Source organism: Azospirillum agricola (genome assembly GCF_020005195.1).
GTDB classification, from domain to species: Bacteria; Pseudomonadota; Alphaproteobacteria; order Azospirillales; family Azospirillaceae; genus Azospirillum; species Azospirillum agricola.
The window spans coordinates 225934-239982 of sequence record NZ_JAIFZR010000001.1 but is presented as its reverse complement, the minus strand read 5'-3'; the positions used below and the strand labels follow the sequence as shown (position 1 = coordinate 239982).

9 protein-coding genes are annotated in these 14049 nt (G+C 71.6%); 1 reads left to right on the top strand and 8 read right to left on the bottom strand.

Annotation, left to right across the window (positions count from 1 at the left end; all coding sequences use genetic code 11):
• Window positions 1-3: 3 nt before the first annotated feature.
• The 8 genes from JN22_RS00860 to JN22_RS00825 all read right to left on the bottom strand — a co-directional run bounded on the left by JN22_RS00860 (window position 4) and on the right by JN22_RS00825 (window position 12575).
• On the bottom strand, window positions 4-1341 hold the full coding sequence (locus JN22_RS00860) for a glycosyltransferase family 4 protein (RefSeq protein WP_085552110.1): 1338 nt from the start codon (window positions 1339-1341) through the stop codon (window positions 4-6).
• Window positions 1342-1384: 43 nt separating this feature from the next.
• The gene (locus JN22_RS00855) at window positions 1385-3586 is read right to left on the bottom strand and encodes a glycosyltransferase family 2 protein (RefSeq protein ID WP_085552109.1); all 2202 of its coding nucleotides are present in this window, start codon (window positions 3584-3586) and stop codon (window positions 1385-1387) included.
• Window positions 3583-4974, bottom strand: coding sequence for a glycosyltransferase family 4 protein (locus JN22_RS00850; RefSeq protein ID WP_085552108.1), 1392 nt, complete (start codon window positions 4972-4974; stop codon window positions 3583-3585). Before JN22_RS00850 ends, JN22_RS00855 begins: the two co-directional genes overlap by 4 nt.
• Complete coding sequence (locus JN22_RS00845; protein WP_085552107.1) at window positions 4971-5798, bottom strand: class I SAM-dependent methyltransferase; 828 nt, start codon at window positions 5796-5798, stop codon at window positions 4971-4973. Before JN22_RS00845 ends, JN22_RS00850 begins: the two co-directional genes overlap by 4 nt.
• Window positions 5795-8113 (bottom strand): glycosyltransferase, encoded by a 2319-nt coding sequence (locus JN22_RS00840; RefSeq protein ID WP_085552106.1) that lies wholly within the window; start codon window positions 8111-8113, stop codon window positions 5795-5797. The genes JN22_RS00845 and JN22_RS00840 overlap by 4 nt, the downstream gene beginning before the upstream one ends.
• Before the next feature lie 102 nt (window positions 8114-8215).
• Window positions 8216-9037: a calcium-binding protein gene (locus JN22_RS00835; RefSeq protein ID WP_085552105.1), complete on the bottom strand. Its 822-nt coding sequence runs from the start codon at window positions 9035-9037 to the stop codon at window positions 8216-8218.
• A gap of 443 nt (window positions 9038-9480) precedes the next feature.
• Window positions 9481-10842: an HlyD family type I secretion periplasmic adaptor subunit gene (locus JN22_RS00830; RefSeq protein ID WP_223677502.1), complete on the bottom strand. Its 1362-nt coding sequence runs from the start codon at window positions 10840-10842 to the stop codon at window positions 9481-9483.
• Window positions 10839-12575: a type I secretion system permease/ATPase gene (locus tag JN22_RS00825; RefSeq protein WP_085552103.1), complete on the bottom strand. Its 1737-nt coding sequence runs from the start codon at window positions 12573-12575 to the stop codon at window positions 10839-10841. Before JN22_RS00825 ends, JN22_RS00830 begins: the two co-directional genes overlap by 4 nt.
• A 458-nt stretch (window positions 12576-13033) precedes the next feature.
• Here JN22_RS00825 and galE point away from each other — a divergent pair, with 458 nt between their 5' ends.
• Window positions 13034-14047 (top strand): UDP-glucose 4-epimerase GalE, encoded by a 1014-nt coding sequence (gene galE, locus JN22_RS00820; RefSeq protein ID WP_085552102.1) that lies wholly within the window; start codon window positions 13034-13036, stop codon window positions 14045-14047.
• Window positions 14048-14049: the final 2 nt, after the last annotated feature.

The window sequence follows — 14049 nt, the reverse complement described above, 5'->3', positions numbered from 1 at the left end:
TCCTCAGAACCGCTGCGCCACGGCGCGCTCGGGCAGCGCCGGGGCAGCGGCGGCTCCGCCAGCCACACCACCACCGGCGGCGGCGATCAGCGCCTCGTAGATTCCGGCGTGCTGGCGGGCGCATTCGGTGCGGTCGATCGGGCGGCGGATGCGCAGGCGCAGGCGGTCCCACAGCTCCGGGCTGGTCAGCGCCTCGGTCATGCGGTCCACCAGATCCTCGACGCTGCCGCTGCGGAAGTTCAGGCCGTCGACGCCGTGCGTCACCTTCTCGGCCATGCCGCCGATGTTGCTGGCGATGATCGGGCGGCCGTGCAGGAAGGCCTCCTGGATGACGACCGGCGAGTTCTCCCACCAGATCGACGGGATGACCATCCAGTCGACGTCCTTCATCAGCCCCGGCAACTCGGCCGAGCGGTAGCTGCCGTAGAAGCGCACGCGGTCGCCCGCCCGCTCCACCGCGTCGTTGAAGCGTTTCTGGTAGGCTTCGGGCTGGCGTTCCAGGTTGCCGCCGAAGATCATCAGCGCGCCGTCCTCGCCCCACGCCTTCTCGGAGATGCGGGAGACCGCCTCGACCAGCACATGGGCGCCCTTGAACTCGGTGAGCTGGCCGAAGAAGGCGAAGCGGTTGCGCCGGCCGCCGCGCGCCAGCGGCCGGGGCGGGGCGATGCCCTCGACGGTCAGGCCGTTCTCGATCATGCGGAACTTCTCGCGCGGCAGCCCCCACTCGACGTAGCGGTCGATCAGGAAGTTCGACGGGCTGACGTAGAAGTCGGCCTGCTCCAGGAAGGTCTTGAGGAACAGCTCGCGCTTGAAGAACTCGGCCTCGCCGATGTGCGGGAAGCAGCCGGCGCAGTCGGCCGGGCTGGAGCGGTAGCACAGCGCGTTGCGGCTGGTCTTCACCATCTGGCCGTGGTGGTGGCAGATCGACAGATACTCGTGGAAGGTCACGACGATCGGCACGCGCGGCAGCGCCTGGCGCACCGCCTGGATCGTCTCGATGCCGAGGCCGAGGAAATGGTGGAAATTCACCACGTCCGGCTGGAGGTCGCGGACGTAGCGGACGAAATCCTTGTCCAGACCCGGCAGGTTGCGGTTCGACAGGCGGAAATGGTCGTAGTCGTTGGCGTAGTAGAGGACCTCCCGCTCCTTCTGGCGCAGCGCCATCAGGGCCGAGCCCCGGTGCTGGGCGATGGGCGGGGCGACGCGCGCCAGATAGTGGCTCTCCCAGCCCGGCAGGTCGTGCAGGCCGAGATGCAGGTTGTAGGAGGCGACCTCCCCCCCGCCCAGCGAGAAGGAGGGGTGGCCATGGCTGATGATCAGGGCGCGCTTGGTCTGGCTCATGTCGTGGCCGCTCGTCTGTCGGGAGGGTTCTGGGTGATTTCGGTCAGGCGGCAATGGCCGCCGACCAGCTTTCGGCGAAGCTCCATTGGTCGACCAGCGCGCTCATCCGGCGCCAGCACGGGTCGTGGGCGTCGCGCGGCTGCTCGTCGAGCGCCACCAGACGCACGCGCGGTAGCCACAGGCAGGAGCCGCCGGCCGCGCGCACCCGCAGGCACAGGTCGAGCCCCTTGTGGTCGGCGCCGAGATAGCGGCCACCCGCCGCCAGCGCGCGGGCCAGCAGATCGCGCGGCAGCAGGGCGCAGTCCGCCGCCGCCGCGTCGACCGGCGAGGCGTCCTTCTCCTTCAGCCAGTCGCGCGGGTAGCCGGCGAAGCGGCGCTCGTAGGTGACGGCGCCGTCCGGCCCCTCCACCGCGACGATGCCGGCGAAGCGGATCGAGTGGTCCTCGTAGAGCAGGGTCGGGCTGACCATCACCGGCGCCAAGCCGGCGTTGATGCCGGCACCGGCGGCGACCGGCTTGCGCATCGCCCGCTCCAGCGCCGACAGCCAGCCGGGTTCGGTCGGCAGCACCGAGGGCGACAGCAGCAGCACCCGGTCGGCCCGCGCGTGCGGCAGGGCGGCGGCGACCGCCTCGAACGGGTCGGTGGCGGACGGTGCCGCGACGAAGCCGACGGCCAAGCGGTAGAAGGCGGCGGCCTGCCGCACCATGCCGGCCAGCCGCTCGTGCGTGGCGGTGCCGGCGGCGACCAGGATCTCGGTGGCGGCGAAGTCGGGATCGTTCGACAGCCGGGCGAGGTTGAGGTCGATGTCCTCGCGTCCGTCGGTGACCGGCAGGATGACCGAGACGCGCGGCGCCGTCACCGTCCGCCCCATCGGGTGGAGGATGGCGGCCGGCGCCGGCACGCCGCTGCCGGCGGCGCGCAGCATCGGGCCGAGATGGGCGGCGACGATGCGGTCGATCGACGGGCTGTCCGGGTTGACCGCCCCCAGCATCCGGCGCAGCGCGTCGGACGACGGCGGCTGGCAGGGCAGCGGCAGGAAGGCGACGCCGTCGTCGAACGCCAGTTCCAGATGGAACTCGGCACCGGCCGGCAATTCCGCCGGTTCGCTGGCGAAGGCGGTGAAGCCGTGGGAGTCGCTGCCAGGAACCAGACGGCCGGCGATCAGCGGGTCGGCGGCGAAGGCCTCGGACACGTCGCGCCGCGCGCTGCGCATCCAGTCGCCGTCGAGACGGGCGGCAAGGCCGGGGCCCTTCAGCGTGACCGCCCGCACCAGCCGCGCCGGGTCGAGCAGCCAGCCGCAGACGAACAGCCCGGCGCCGGGAACCCGCAGCGCCATGTCGAGCCCGATGCGCACCGGCGCGTCGAGCTGCGACACCGTCTCCACCCCGTTGTAGCGGGCGGCGGTGGCGGCGGTGACGGCGCGGCGGGCCCCGTCGTCGCGCAGGTTGCCCAGCATGTCGCGGGCGTGGGCGGGCGCCACGCCGTCGGCCAGGATCTTGCGGTGCTCGAAGATCGCCAGATGCCGCCAGCCGTCGGCGGCGCGGTAATGGATGCGGCGGATGCCGTCCGGCGGCGCCACCGGCCCGGTCAGCACGGCGAGCAGCCCGGCGGCCTCGGGCGGCAGGTCGGGGCGATGGAAGGACGCGGCGGCGGCGTTGTGCAGGCGGAGCTCGTCGGTCTCGACCAGCATCGCCTGTTCACCGCCCGCCACGCCATGCGACCAGCCCTGCACCATCAGCCCGCCGTCGTGGAAGCGGCCGAGCACCTCCGCGAAGCCGTCCGGTGCCGAGGCTTCCTGGACGAGGCCGGCGAGCAGCCGCCGCCGGCGGTCCGACGCGCCCTCCCCTCCCCGGCCGCCGGTGGCGGGCAGCAGGGTGCAGGCGAAGTCGAGCGCCGCCGTCAGGGCGCCCGGCTGCTCCTCCTTGAGCGCGGCGACCAGATGCGCCGGGTTGGTGCGGACGTTGGACAGGCGCGGCAGCACCAGCCGCTTGGCCGTGGCGTCGACGATCTCGATGCGCGACGGGCGCATCTGGGCCAGCCCGCCGACCCGGATGGCGCCGAGGAACCAGCGCTCGCCCTGCCCGTCGGTCCAGCAGCCGCCGACGAAACGCCCCTCGGTGGTCCCGTCGAGCAGGACGAGGCTGTCGGCCGGCAGGGACTCGTCGGTCGCGCCGAACAGCAGCAGCGTGTCCTCGTCCAGCAGGACGGCGGCGGTGATGTCGGCCTTGGTGGCGCGGTCCTTCATCGGTTGCGGCTCCCGGTGTTGAGGGCGGGGGTGTCGGTGGGCCTGGCGGCGGTCATCAGTTCGTCGTAGAGGGCGATGTGCATGGCTGCGGCCTCCTCGGTGCTGCGGACGGCCGGGATGTTGGCGGACAGACGCTCCCACAGGCCGGGCTCGGTCATGGCGCGGGCCATCACGCGGGCGAGGTCGGCGGCGTCGCCGGGGCGGACGTGCAGCCCGTCGATTCCGTCGCGCACCGCCTCGGCCATGCCGCCGATGCCCGAGCAGATGACCGGGCGGCCGTGCTGGAACGCCTCCTGGATCACCAGCGGCGCGTTCTCCCACCAGACCGACGGCATCACCACCCAGTCGGCGGCGGCCATCAGGGCCGGCATCTCCTCGCGCCGGTAGGGGCCGTGGGCGACGGCGACGCCGCGCGCCGCCTCGAAGCCGTCGGCGACCTTCTGACGGAAGGCGTCGGTCTGGTAATGGCTGCCGCCGTGCACGGCGAGCGTGGGGCCGAGCCCCTGGCGGGCCAGCCGCGCCGCCGCGTCGAGCGCCACGGTGACGCCCTTGAACGGGTTCAGGTTGCCGAAATAGGCGAAGGCGTCGCGCCGCCCGCCGGGAGCGAGCGGACGCGGCGGGACCGGGGCCACCGCCGGGCGGCTGTTCGCCATCACCGCGATGCGCTCGGGCGCCAGCCCCCAGGCGACGTAGCGGTCGCGCAGGAAGCGGCTCGGCGCCAGGAAGCGGTCGACGAGGCCGAACATCGCCTTGATGTGCTTCTCGCGCAGCAGGAACTGGTCGGCCGGCCGGTCGGGGAAGCAGCGGTTGCAGGCGTCGGGCGAGGCGCCGGTGCAGAGACCCTGTCCGCTCGTCGTCACCATCTGCCCGTCATTGGCGCAGATCAGGTAGTAGTCGTGCAGTGTGTAGACGATCTTCGCGTCCGGGCAGACGCGGCGGATCAGGAACAGCATCTCCACGCCCAGCAGCAGCGTGTGGTGGATGTGCACAATGTCGGGCCGGAAGGCGCGCAGCAGCCCCGACAGGTCGGGAACCAGCCCGTGCAGGTCGATCTGGCTCTGGTGGAACTGGTCGAAATGGCCGGCCCACAGCAGCACCTCGTCGGCGCTGCGGCCCAGCGTCTGGAAGCCGGTGCCGGGGCGCGGCCGGCGGTGGGTGTCGTTGGTGCAGGCGAGGAACAGGGCCTCGGCCCCCGCCGCCTTCAGACCGCCGAACAGCTCGTGCGCGAAGATCTCGGTGCCGCCCGGATGCAGGCTCGGGTGGTTGTGCGCGATCACCAGGACGCGCGTCGCCCGCGCCGACGCCGGGGTGGCGTTGGACGCGGCGGCGGGCGCGGTCACGCCGGGAGGAACCAGCGGCGGCAGGCGGCGGCGGGCGGCGCGGCTCATGCGGCGTCCCCTTTCTGAAGGACCAGCAGATCCTGGAAATTCTCGGCGTCGGCCCGGCCGCTCCAATGGCCGTGCAGCACCGGCCGGGCGAGGTGCAGGCCGTGGGCCGCGAACAGGTCGAGCAGGAACGCCTCGTCGTAGGCGACGGCGGCGTTCGGGTTGGCCGGGTCGGCCAGCAGCTCCGGGCCGGGGGCGTCGGGGAAGGGCGGGCGCGCGGCGCCCTTGGCCATGCCGGCGCGCGCCGTGGCGTCGACCAGGAACAGGCTGAGGAAGCAGCGCCCGCCCGGCTTCAGCACGCGGGCGATCTCCGCCGCGTAGCGCGCCGTCTCGGCCGTGCGCAGGTGGGTGACCACCGAGGTCAGGAGGACGAAGTCGTAGCCGCCCGCCGCGAAAGGCAGGGCCGCCGCGCCGCCGTCGAGCCGGCCGTCGGGGTTGTACAGTCCGTTGGCGACGTCGAGATGGTGGAAGCGGAAGGACGGGTAGGCCGGCGTGATCGTCTCGGCGCACCAGCGGATGCCGTCCAGCACGATGTCGATGCCGTCATAGGCGGAGTCGAGATACTGGGTCAGCGGCAGCGCCATGCGGCCGATGCCGCAGCCGATCTCCAGCACCCGGTGGTCGGGGCGCAGGCCGCCCAGCCGGACGAAATGGCGCAGGAACTCGGCGCCGATGGCGCGGAAGTCGCCGTCGCCGATGAACTGGCGCTCCTGCGGCGGCACCGGCAGGAAGCGGTTGCGGGCGATCTGGGCGCACAGCCATTCCAGATGCGGGTCGGTCCGGCGGCGCAGGACGGCGAGCTGAGGATTCGGCAGAATTGCGTTCATCGGATCACCTGTTTCTTCGCGGCGCGCGACGCCTTGGCGCGCGCCGCCGGCCGGCCTTTGGCGGCGGGCCTGTCGTCGTCGGCCTCCCAGGGGCGAGCCATCAGATCGGCCATCTGGTTGGCCCAGCGGCGGCCATGGAGCCAGCGGTTGTGTTCGGAGGCGACGCCCCGCGTGTAGCCCTGGTGCCGGCCGATCGAGCGGCGCTCCAGATGGTACAGCTCGACCGCGGGGACGTAGCGGATGTCGAGCCCGGCCTCGCGGATGCGCAGGCAGAGGTCCGAATCCTCGAAGTCGCCAATGACGTAATCCTCGCAGAAGCCGCCGACCGCCTCGTAGACGGCCCGCGTCGTCAGCAGGCAGGCGCCGGTCACGCCGGGGACGGAGCGCGCCCGGCAGGCCGGGGCGAAGTCGCGCGGCAGGCCCTTGAAGTAATGGTGGTTGTACCAGTGGCCCTGGAGGTCGCGCTCGAAATAGAGGCCGGCGTGCTGGAGGCTGTCGTCGTCGAACAGCAGCTTCGGCCCGATGGCGCCGATACCGGGGGCGCCGATGCCGGGCCGTGCCTCCAGCGCCGCCACCAGCGGCTCCAGCCAGCCGGCGCGGTCGGGGATGACGTCGGAGTTGAGGAACAGCAGGCGCGGCGCGCGGGCGTCGGCGACCCCGGCGTTGTTGGCGGCCGAATAGCCGAAATTGGCCGACTGCACCAGCAGGACCATGGGCAGCCCGTAGAGCCCGTGGAAGCCGTGCAGCAGATGCACCACCTCGTCGCGCTGCTCCGGGCTGTCGAGCACGAAGATCAGCTCGGCCCCGGCCATGCCCGGATCGGTGGCGAAGCTGGCGATCTGGAAGCGCAGGAACTCCAGCGTCCGGTAGAGCGGGATGATGACCGACACCGCCGGCTTGGCCGGCCGTTCGCCGAAGACCACCAGCTCGGGGGCGCCGCGCGTCGCCAGATGGGCGGCGTGCAGCGGGGCCACCGCCGGGGCGATCACGCTCTCCAGCAGCTCCGGCGTCGCGAAGCGCGGCGGCAGGCTGCCCAGCACGGCGGCGCGGGCGTCGGCGTGGGCGCGCGGGCGCGGCGGCGGCACCAGCCGGATGCTTCCGCCGGAGGCGAGCCGCAGCTCGGCGCTGACCTGGAGGGCGGCGGCCGGTTCGGGCGCGCCGGGCAGATGGGCGATGAAGCCGCTGCGGTCGATGCCGGCGTCGCCGTAGAGCTTGGCGACGTCGGCGCGCGGGAAGCGGTGAACGAGGCGGTCGAGGTGCCGTTCACCGCCGAAAGGCGTGTGCAGCGTCAGCCCGGCGGCCAGCCCGTGCGGGTCGTGGATCCAGCCGGCGATGAACAGCCCGCCATCCTCGGTCGGGACGGCGAGGTCGAGCGAGGCGCCGATCGGGCGCTTGGCGTCGGCCGCCTGCCGGCGGGGCAGCGGCGCCAGGGCCTGCAACTCGCCGACGGCCGAGGCGGCGGCCGGGTCGCTGAGGCCGCGCCGGGCAAGGCCGCGCAGCAGGTAGGGGCGCAGGGCGGCGTCGGCGTCGCGCCGGGCCGCCAGATGGTCCGTCAGGGTCGGCAGCGGCACCGGCGGCGCCGGGAAGCGGCGGCAGGCGACGCCGTTGGCGCCCAGCACCACCAGCAGATTGCCCGGCGCGCAGAGCGCGCGGTCGATCAGCAGATCGAAGATGGCGCGGTCGCGCCGGGGATCGGCGTCGCCGACGCAGACGCCGAAGGGCGCCGGCCCGACCGCGCCGGGGCCGACCACCACGGCGCCGGTCACCGCGCCGAAGCGGGCCGACAGCGCGCCGGAGCACAGCGTCAGGTCGCCGCCGGCCGTCGCCCGCACGGTCATCGGGGCCGGCGTCGGCGACAGCCCGAGCACCAGGGTCCGGCACAGGGCGGCGAAGCCGGCGTCGGCGCGCAGCACCGGGGTCGAGCAGGCGAAATCGAAGAGGAAGCGCAGCACGCGCAGCCGGGCCGCCGAATCGAGGCTGCCCAGCAGCCCCGCCGGGTCGAGGGCGTCGGTCCCGCTTTCCGCGCGCAGTTCGGCGATGACGCGGTCCCGCGCGATGAAGTGGATCGGCGTCGCCGGATCCTGCGGCGCCCGCAGGATCGCCAGCACCCGCCGGCCGCCCCATTCGGTGCGCAGGGTCAGTGTGGTGAAGGGCGGGCGGATCGCCCCGGAATCGATGCCGGGCTTGATCGGACCCTCATGGTCGTCAACCCCCGCGTCCGACGTCCAGGACGCGAGCAGGAAACGCCGGCCCAGCGCAAGGCTCTGCGCGGGGGCGATCGAGGCCGAGGTCGGCAGGACGGCGAGCACGGTCATGAAGGACGATCCCGGCGTTTCGTTGAAGTCTTCGAGGTCGGACCGGCGGCGGCTCGGCGCCGCCGGTCCTGTCCTCAGGCGAGGTCGGCGGATGGGAACCGCTTAGTGGATGACGAAGTAATCGTTGGGGTGGGTGTGGATGTCGTCGGCCGACACCCCCTTCAGCGTGATGCTGTCGCCGTTGCCCAGGTCGATCACCGCGTCGCCGTGCTGGTCGGTGACGCGGCTGGCCAGATCGGCGGCGTCGGTCACCTTCAGGCCGTTGATGTTGCGGGCGATCTGCAACACGTCCTCGCCGGCCTTGAAGTCCAGGACCACGTCCTGGCCGCCGCCGCCGGAGAAGATGAAGACGTCGTGGCCCTCGCCGCCCGACAGGATGTCGTCGCCCTTGCCGCCTTCCAGGCGGTCGTTGCCGGCGTCGCCCATCAGGATGTCGTCACCGTCGCCACCGCGCAGGATGTCGTCGCCGGTGCCGCCGCGCAGGTAATCGTTGCCTTTGCCGCCGTCGAGGATGTCGTTGTGGCCGCCGCCCATCAGGGTGTCGTCGCCGGCCCCGCCGGTCAGGATGTCGTCGCCGTCGCCGCCGGACAGGACGTCGTCGCCCTTGCCGCCGTCGAGCATGTCGCGGCCTCGGCCACCGATCAGGACGTCGTCACCATTCCCCCCCAGGATGATGTCGTCGCCGTCGCCGCCGTCGAGCGTGTCGCCGCCGTTGCCGCCGAGCAGCACGTCGGCCCCGCTGCCGCCATGGACGTAGTCCGCACCGTTGCCGCCCAACAGGGCGTCGCGACCATCGCCGCCGAGCAGCGTGTCGGCGCCGTTGCCGCCGAACAGCGTGTCATCACCCACGCCGCCGTCGAGCAGGTCGCCCTTGTTGGTCCCGAAATGAAGATCGTCGTAAGTGCCCCCAGGAACCGTAGCCATTTTTGCTGTCTCCTTTGGCGAAGTGTTTGGACGTGGCCGCGGGAGCGACCTAACTCGAAATCGCGAGCCGTCTCTTTCGGTGTAACCAAAATCCTGCGGATGATCCTGTGATAAAACACGGTCACTCGAAAGAGAAAAAAGAGTCAAAACGCAGAATCTCTCAGACAACCGCATTCTCAATATTTTCAAAAAGACAGTAATATTGAACTCTTTCGAATTTCATTCCATTTTACGTTTTAAAATTGGCTGGCATGACGGACGATCCATAGGTTGAGAGAGGGGCTTCGAGGTTGCCGGACTCGCGAAATCTTCAAAAGAAAAGGGGCCGGCACGCAAGGCGCCGGCCCTTTTTGAAAACACCTGTTCTGCTCGTCGTGCCCGGGACAAGGCCGGGCATGACGATGCTTGGGAAATACGAAGCGGTACTGCCCCGCCCGCCCCGCTCAATTCTCGCGGAAGGCGCGGTGCATGCCGTCGGTCAGCGGCGTCAGGAAATAGTCGATCGCCTTGCGGGCGTGGCCGTGGATCATAACCTCGGCCGGCATGCCGGGGTGCAGCTCGACGTTCGGGATGCTCTTCAGCGTCGCGGCGTCGAGGCTGACCCGCGCCGCGAAATAGGGCGCGCCGGTCCGCTCGTCCTGGAGCTGGTCGGCCGACAGCGCGATCACCGTGCCCGGCACCGGCGGCACCTGACGCTGGCGGTAGCCGGTCAGCTTCACCATCGCGCGACCCCCGGTCTCGACATTCTGCACGTCGGAGGGCGACACGCGGGCCTCGACGATCATGCTGTCGTCCTGCGGCACGATGTCGAGGATGCCGACCCCCGCCGGGATGACGCCGCCCGGCGTGTAGTAGCGCAGGCCCGTCACGCGCCCGGCCTGCGGCGCGGTGACGGCCTGGCGCAGCAGCACGTCGTCGGCCCCGCGCAGCCGCTCCGACAGGTCGGAGACGGCGGCCTGCACGCTCTGCAAATCGGTCGAGACCTCCGAGCGGCGGGTGTTGCCGAGGTTGATCATCTCCAGCTCGGCGGCGGCGATGCCCTGCTCCGCCTTGGACTTGTTGGCCATCAGCTCGCCCAGCCGGCCGCGCGAATCGGCGACGTTGCGCTGGAGTTCGAGCAGGCGCGGCTTGCGCTCGTAGCCCTTGGCGAGCAGCCCCTCGACGACGCGCTGCTCGTCCTCGGTGTAGCGCAGCCGGTCGAAGGTCGCCGCCCGCTGGGCCTCCAGCGCGACGATCTCGTCACGCAGCTGGGAGATGCGCTTGCGCTGGATGGCGAGCTGCCCCTCGTAACTGTCGCGGCGCGACGCGAACAGCCGCTCCTCCACCGTCAGCGCCTCGGCGGCGACCGGGTTGTCGCGTGCCGCCGCCACCAGTTCGGCGGCGAAGGCCGGCCGGTCGCCGTCCGACTGCTCGGCGCGCAGCCGCGCCAGCCGGGCGAGCGCCGTCCAGTGCTGCCCCTGGATCTGCGACACCACCGCCTGGCTCTGCGTCGAATCGAGCCGCAGCAGCACCTGCCCGGCGCTCACCATGTCACCATCCTTGACCAGCAGCTCGCGCAGGATGCCGCCCTCCAGGTGGGAGACGGTCTTGCGGTGGCTCTCCACCATCACGGTGCCGGCGGCGAGCGCGGCGCTGTCGAGGCTGGCGGTGAATCCCCAGGTCAGGAAGCCGCCGAAGCCGATCACCACGGCCAGCGCGCCGGCCAGCGCCGTGCCGCGCAGCGAGGGTTCGACCGGAACCGCGTCGAGGGTTGGGGCCCAGACCGCCGAAGCCGGAGCGGTCATGGGGGTTGGAACGCGGCTCATCGTTGCTCTCCCGTGCGGAGCTGGTCGCCGGTGCGCAGGCGGGTGACGCCGGCGGGAACGCCGGGCTGCACGCGCTTGAGCACGTCGGCGCGGGCGCCGAAATGCTCGACCATGCCGTCCTTCATCACCACCAGCGTGTCGGCGACCGACACGATGGAGGGGCGGTGCGCGATCATCACCACCGTGGTGCCTTCCGCCCGTATCTTGCCGATGGCGTGCAGCAGCGCCTGCTCGCCCTCATGGTCGAGGTTGGAGTTGGGTTCGTCCAGCACCAGCAGGCGCGGGCGGCCGAACAGCGCGCGGGCCAGCGCGATGCGCTGGCGCTGCCCGCCCGACAGGGAGAAGGCGTTGTCGCCCACGGCCGTGTCGTAGCCGAAGGGCAGCCGGCCGATCATCTCGTGGACGCCGGCCAGCCGGGCGGCGCGCACGATCTCCGCCGGGTCGGCGTCGGCCATGCGCGCGATGTTCTCGCCGATGGTGCCGTCGAGCAGCGCCACCGCCTGCGGCACGTAGCCGACATATTTGCCGAAGCTCTCGCGCTCCCACAGGAAGGTGCTGGTGCCGTCGAGGTAGATGCCGCCGGCCGTCGGCTGCCAGACGCCGACCAGCAGGCGGGCCAGCGTCGATTTGCCGGCGCCCGACGGGCCGATGACGCCGACCACCTCGCCCGCCTGGACGGTGAAGGAGACGTTGCGCAGAACCGGCCGGTTGAGCCCGGCCGGCACATGGGTGACGCGGTCGACCGTGAGGGTCCCTTGCGGCGGCGGCAGCGGCATGGTGGAGCGCTGCGAGGCCTCGTTGTTCAGCAGCTCGCGGATGCGCCGGTGCGCCTCCAGCGCCTTGATCCACTGGCGCCAGCCGTCGACGAGCTGCTCGAAGGGCTGGAGCAGCCGGGCGGTGATCAGGCTGGCGGCCATCATGCTGCCGGGGGTGACGAGGTTGTCGATCACCAGCGTGGCGCCGGCGGCGACGATCCCGACCTGGAGCATCAGCCGCAGCGAGCGCGAGGCCGAGGCCATGGCGCGCGAGGTGGTGGCGCCGCGGTCGACCAGCGAGGCGGAGCCGGTCTGTGCCGTCTGCCAGCGCCGCGCCAGGGCGGGCAGCATGCCCATCGCCTCGATCGCCTCGGCGTGGCGGACGGTGCCGGCGACGTCGGCGAAGGCGCGGGCCGACGCCTCGTTGGCCTGGGCCAGCGGCCGGCGGGTCAGCGCGTCGGCCAGCACCCCCATGCCGAGCAGCAGCAGCGCCGAGCCGATGGCGATCCAGCCATAGACCGGGTGCAGCAGGAACAGGATCGCCAGGAAGATCGGCGCCCAGGCCAGCTCCAGCGGGGCGGTCACCGCGCTGCTGGTCATGAAGCCGCGCAGGTCGTTGAGGTCGCGCATCGTCTGGCCGGCGTTGCGCGCGCCGCCGCCCAGCGCGTCGACGATCGAGGCCTCCAGCGCCGGCACGTTGAAGCGGTGGGCGATCACCGCCCCCGTCACCAGGAAGGCGCGGGCGCGGATGAAGTCGAGCACGCCGTAGAGCGCAAGCGCCCCCACCGCGATGACCGCCAGCATCGCCAGCGTCTCCAGGCTGCGGCTGCTCATGACGCGGTCGTAGACCTGCATCGTGTAGAGCGGCACCACCAGCATCAGGATGTTCACGAACAGGCTGAGGATTCCGGCGAGGAGGAGCCCCTGCCCGATCTTCCGGTACGCCTGGGTCAGCAGCGGCCGATCCGCAGAACTCATGGGTGGTCTTCCTTCCCGGTGGCCCGGTCCGCGATGGGATCGGGCGGTCGCGTGGGATCGGGGGGGACGGTCCGGGGATCGGTGGAACCGGCGGTGCTGCCCGGACGCGGCGATGGAATCCGGGCGTGGGGGGAGCGCTTCCGGAATCCGTATGCCTACGCTTACGTCGAAGGCTTTTTAGAGGCGTGTGACAAGTTTCGGCCCCTCCCCGTCCAGCCGCTATCGAAAGGGGTAGGGACGCTTCTGTAATGCATTGATTTGAAACGAGAAAACCACACTTCACCGAAGGTCGTAACGCTTTCGCACAGGCTTTTCCTGACCTCTGGCAAGAGCGCGCGGCAATCGGCATGCTGCGACGCGAAGGATGTCCGGGCTTCCCCCCGCCCGTTTTCCCCTTCCTCCCCCTCCCGCCTGTGGGCCCAGGACCAACGTCCACCAACGTTCGAGGACATCCTCCGATGACCGACCCAAAGACCATTCTCGTGACCGGCGGCGCCGGTTACGTCGGCAGTCATTGCGTGGCGGAACTGCTGGAGCACGGCCACCGCGTCGTCGTCTTCGACAATCTGCGCCAGGGCCACGCCGCCGCCGTCCCGCCCGAGGCCATCTTCGTCCAGGCCGACCTCGCCGACGAATCGGCGCTGGCGCGCGTGTTCGGACAATGGCGCTTCGACGCCGTGTTCCATTTCGCCGCGCTGTCGGTGGTCGGCGAATCGATGCGCGACCCGCACGCCTACCTGCACGGCAACACCGTCACCTCGCTGAACCTGATCCGCGCCGCGGTGGTGGCGGGCGTGCGCAAGCTGGTCTTCTCCTCCACCGCCAACCTGTTCGGCTCGCCGGCCCGCATGCCGATCGACGAGGACGAGGCGATCGACCCCGGCAGCCCCTACGGCGAATCGAAGCACATGATCGAGCGGGCGCTGCACTGGGCCGACCGCTGCCACGGGCTGCGCTCGGCCTGCCTGCGCTACTTCAACGCCGCCGGCGCCCACCCCAACGGCCGGCTTGGCGAGGACCACAGCCCGGAGACGCACCTGATCCCGCTGGTGCTCGACGCGGCGGTCGGCCGGCGCGCCCACATCGAGATCTTCGGCGACGACTACGCGACGCCGGACGGCACCTGCGTGCGCGACTACATCCATGTCTGCGACCTCGCCGACGCCCATCTGCGGGTGCTCGACGCGCTGGAGGAGCGCAGCGTCCGCTACAACCTCGGCAACGGCACCGGCTACAGCGTCCGCGAGGTGATCGCCTCGGTCGAGCGCATCACCGGCCGCCGCGTCCCCGTGGTGGTCGGACCGCGCCGCCCCGGCGACCTGCCGGTGCTGATCGCCTCGTCGGAGCGCATCCGCCGCGACCTCGGCTGGCAGCCGCGCTTCCCGGAGCTGGACGCCATCATCGGCAGCGCCTGGGCGTGGCGCAGCGCCCATCCCAACGGATACCGCGGCTTGGCCGAGGCGGCGGAGTAAGC

Coding starts and splice junctions, on each gene's coding strand:
- JN22_RS00860 (WP_085552110.1), bottom strand. CDS start 1,341: ATGAGCCAGACCAAGCGCGCCCTGATCATCAGCCATGGCCACCCCTCC.
- JN22_RS00855 (WP_085552109.1), bottom strand. CDS start 3,586: ATGAAGGACCGCGCCACCAAGGCCGACATCACCGCCGCCGTCCTGCTG.
- JN22_RS00850 (WP_085552108.1), bottom strand. CDS start 4,974: ATGAGCCGCGCCGCCCGCCGCCGCCTGCCGCCGCTGGTTCCTCCCGGC.
- JN22_RS00845 (WP_085552107.1), bottom strand. CDS start 5,798: ATGAACGCAATTCTGCCGAATCCTCAGCTCGCCGTCCTGCGCCGCCGG.
- JN22_RS00840 (WP_085552106.1), bottom strand. CDS start 8,113: ATGACCGTGCTCGCCGTCCTGCCGACCTCGGCCTCGATCGCCCCCGCG.
- JN22_RS00835 (WP_085552105.1), bottom strand. CDS start 9,037: ATGGCTACGGTTCCTGGGGGCACTTACGACGATCTTCATTTCGGGACC.
- JN22_RS00830 (WP_223677502.1), bottom strand. CDS start 10,842: ATGAGCCGCGTTCCAACCCCCATGACCGCTCCGGCTTCGGCGGTCTGG.
- JN22_RS00825 (WP_085552103.1), bottom strand. CDS start 12,575: ATGAGTTCTGCGGATCGGCCGCTGCTGACCCAGGCGTACCGGAAGATC.
- galE (WP_085552102.1), top strand. CDS start 13,034: ATGACCGACCCAAAGACCATTCTCGTGACCGGCGGCGCCGGTTACGTC.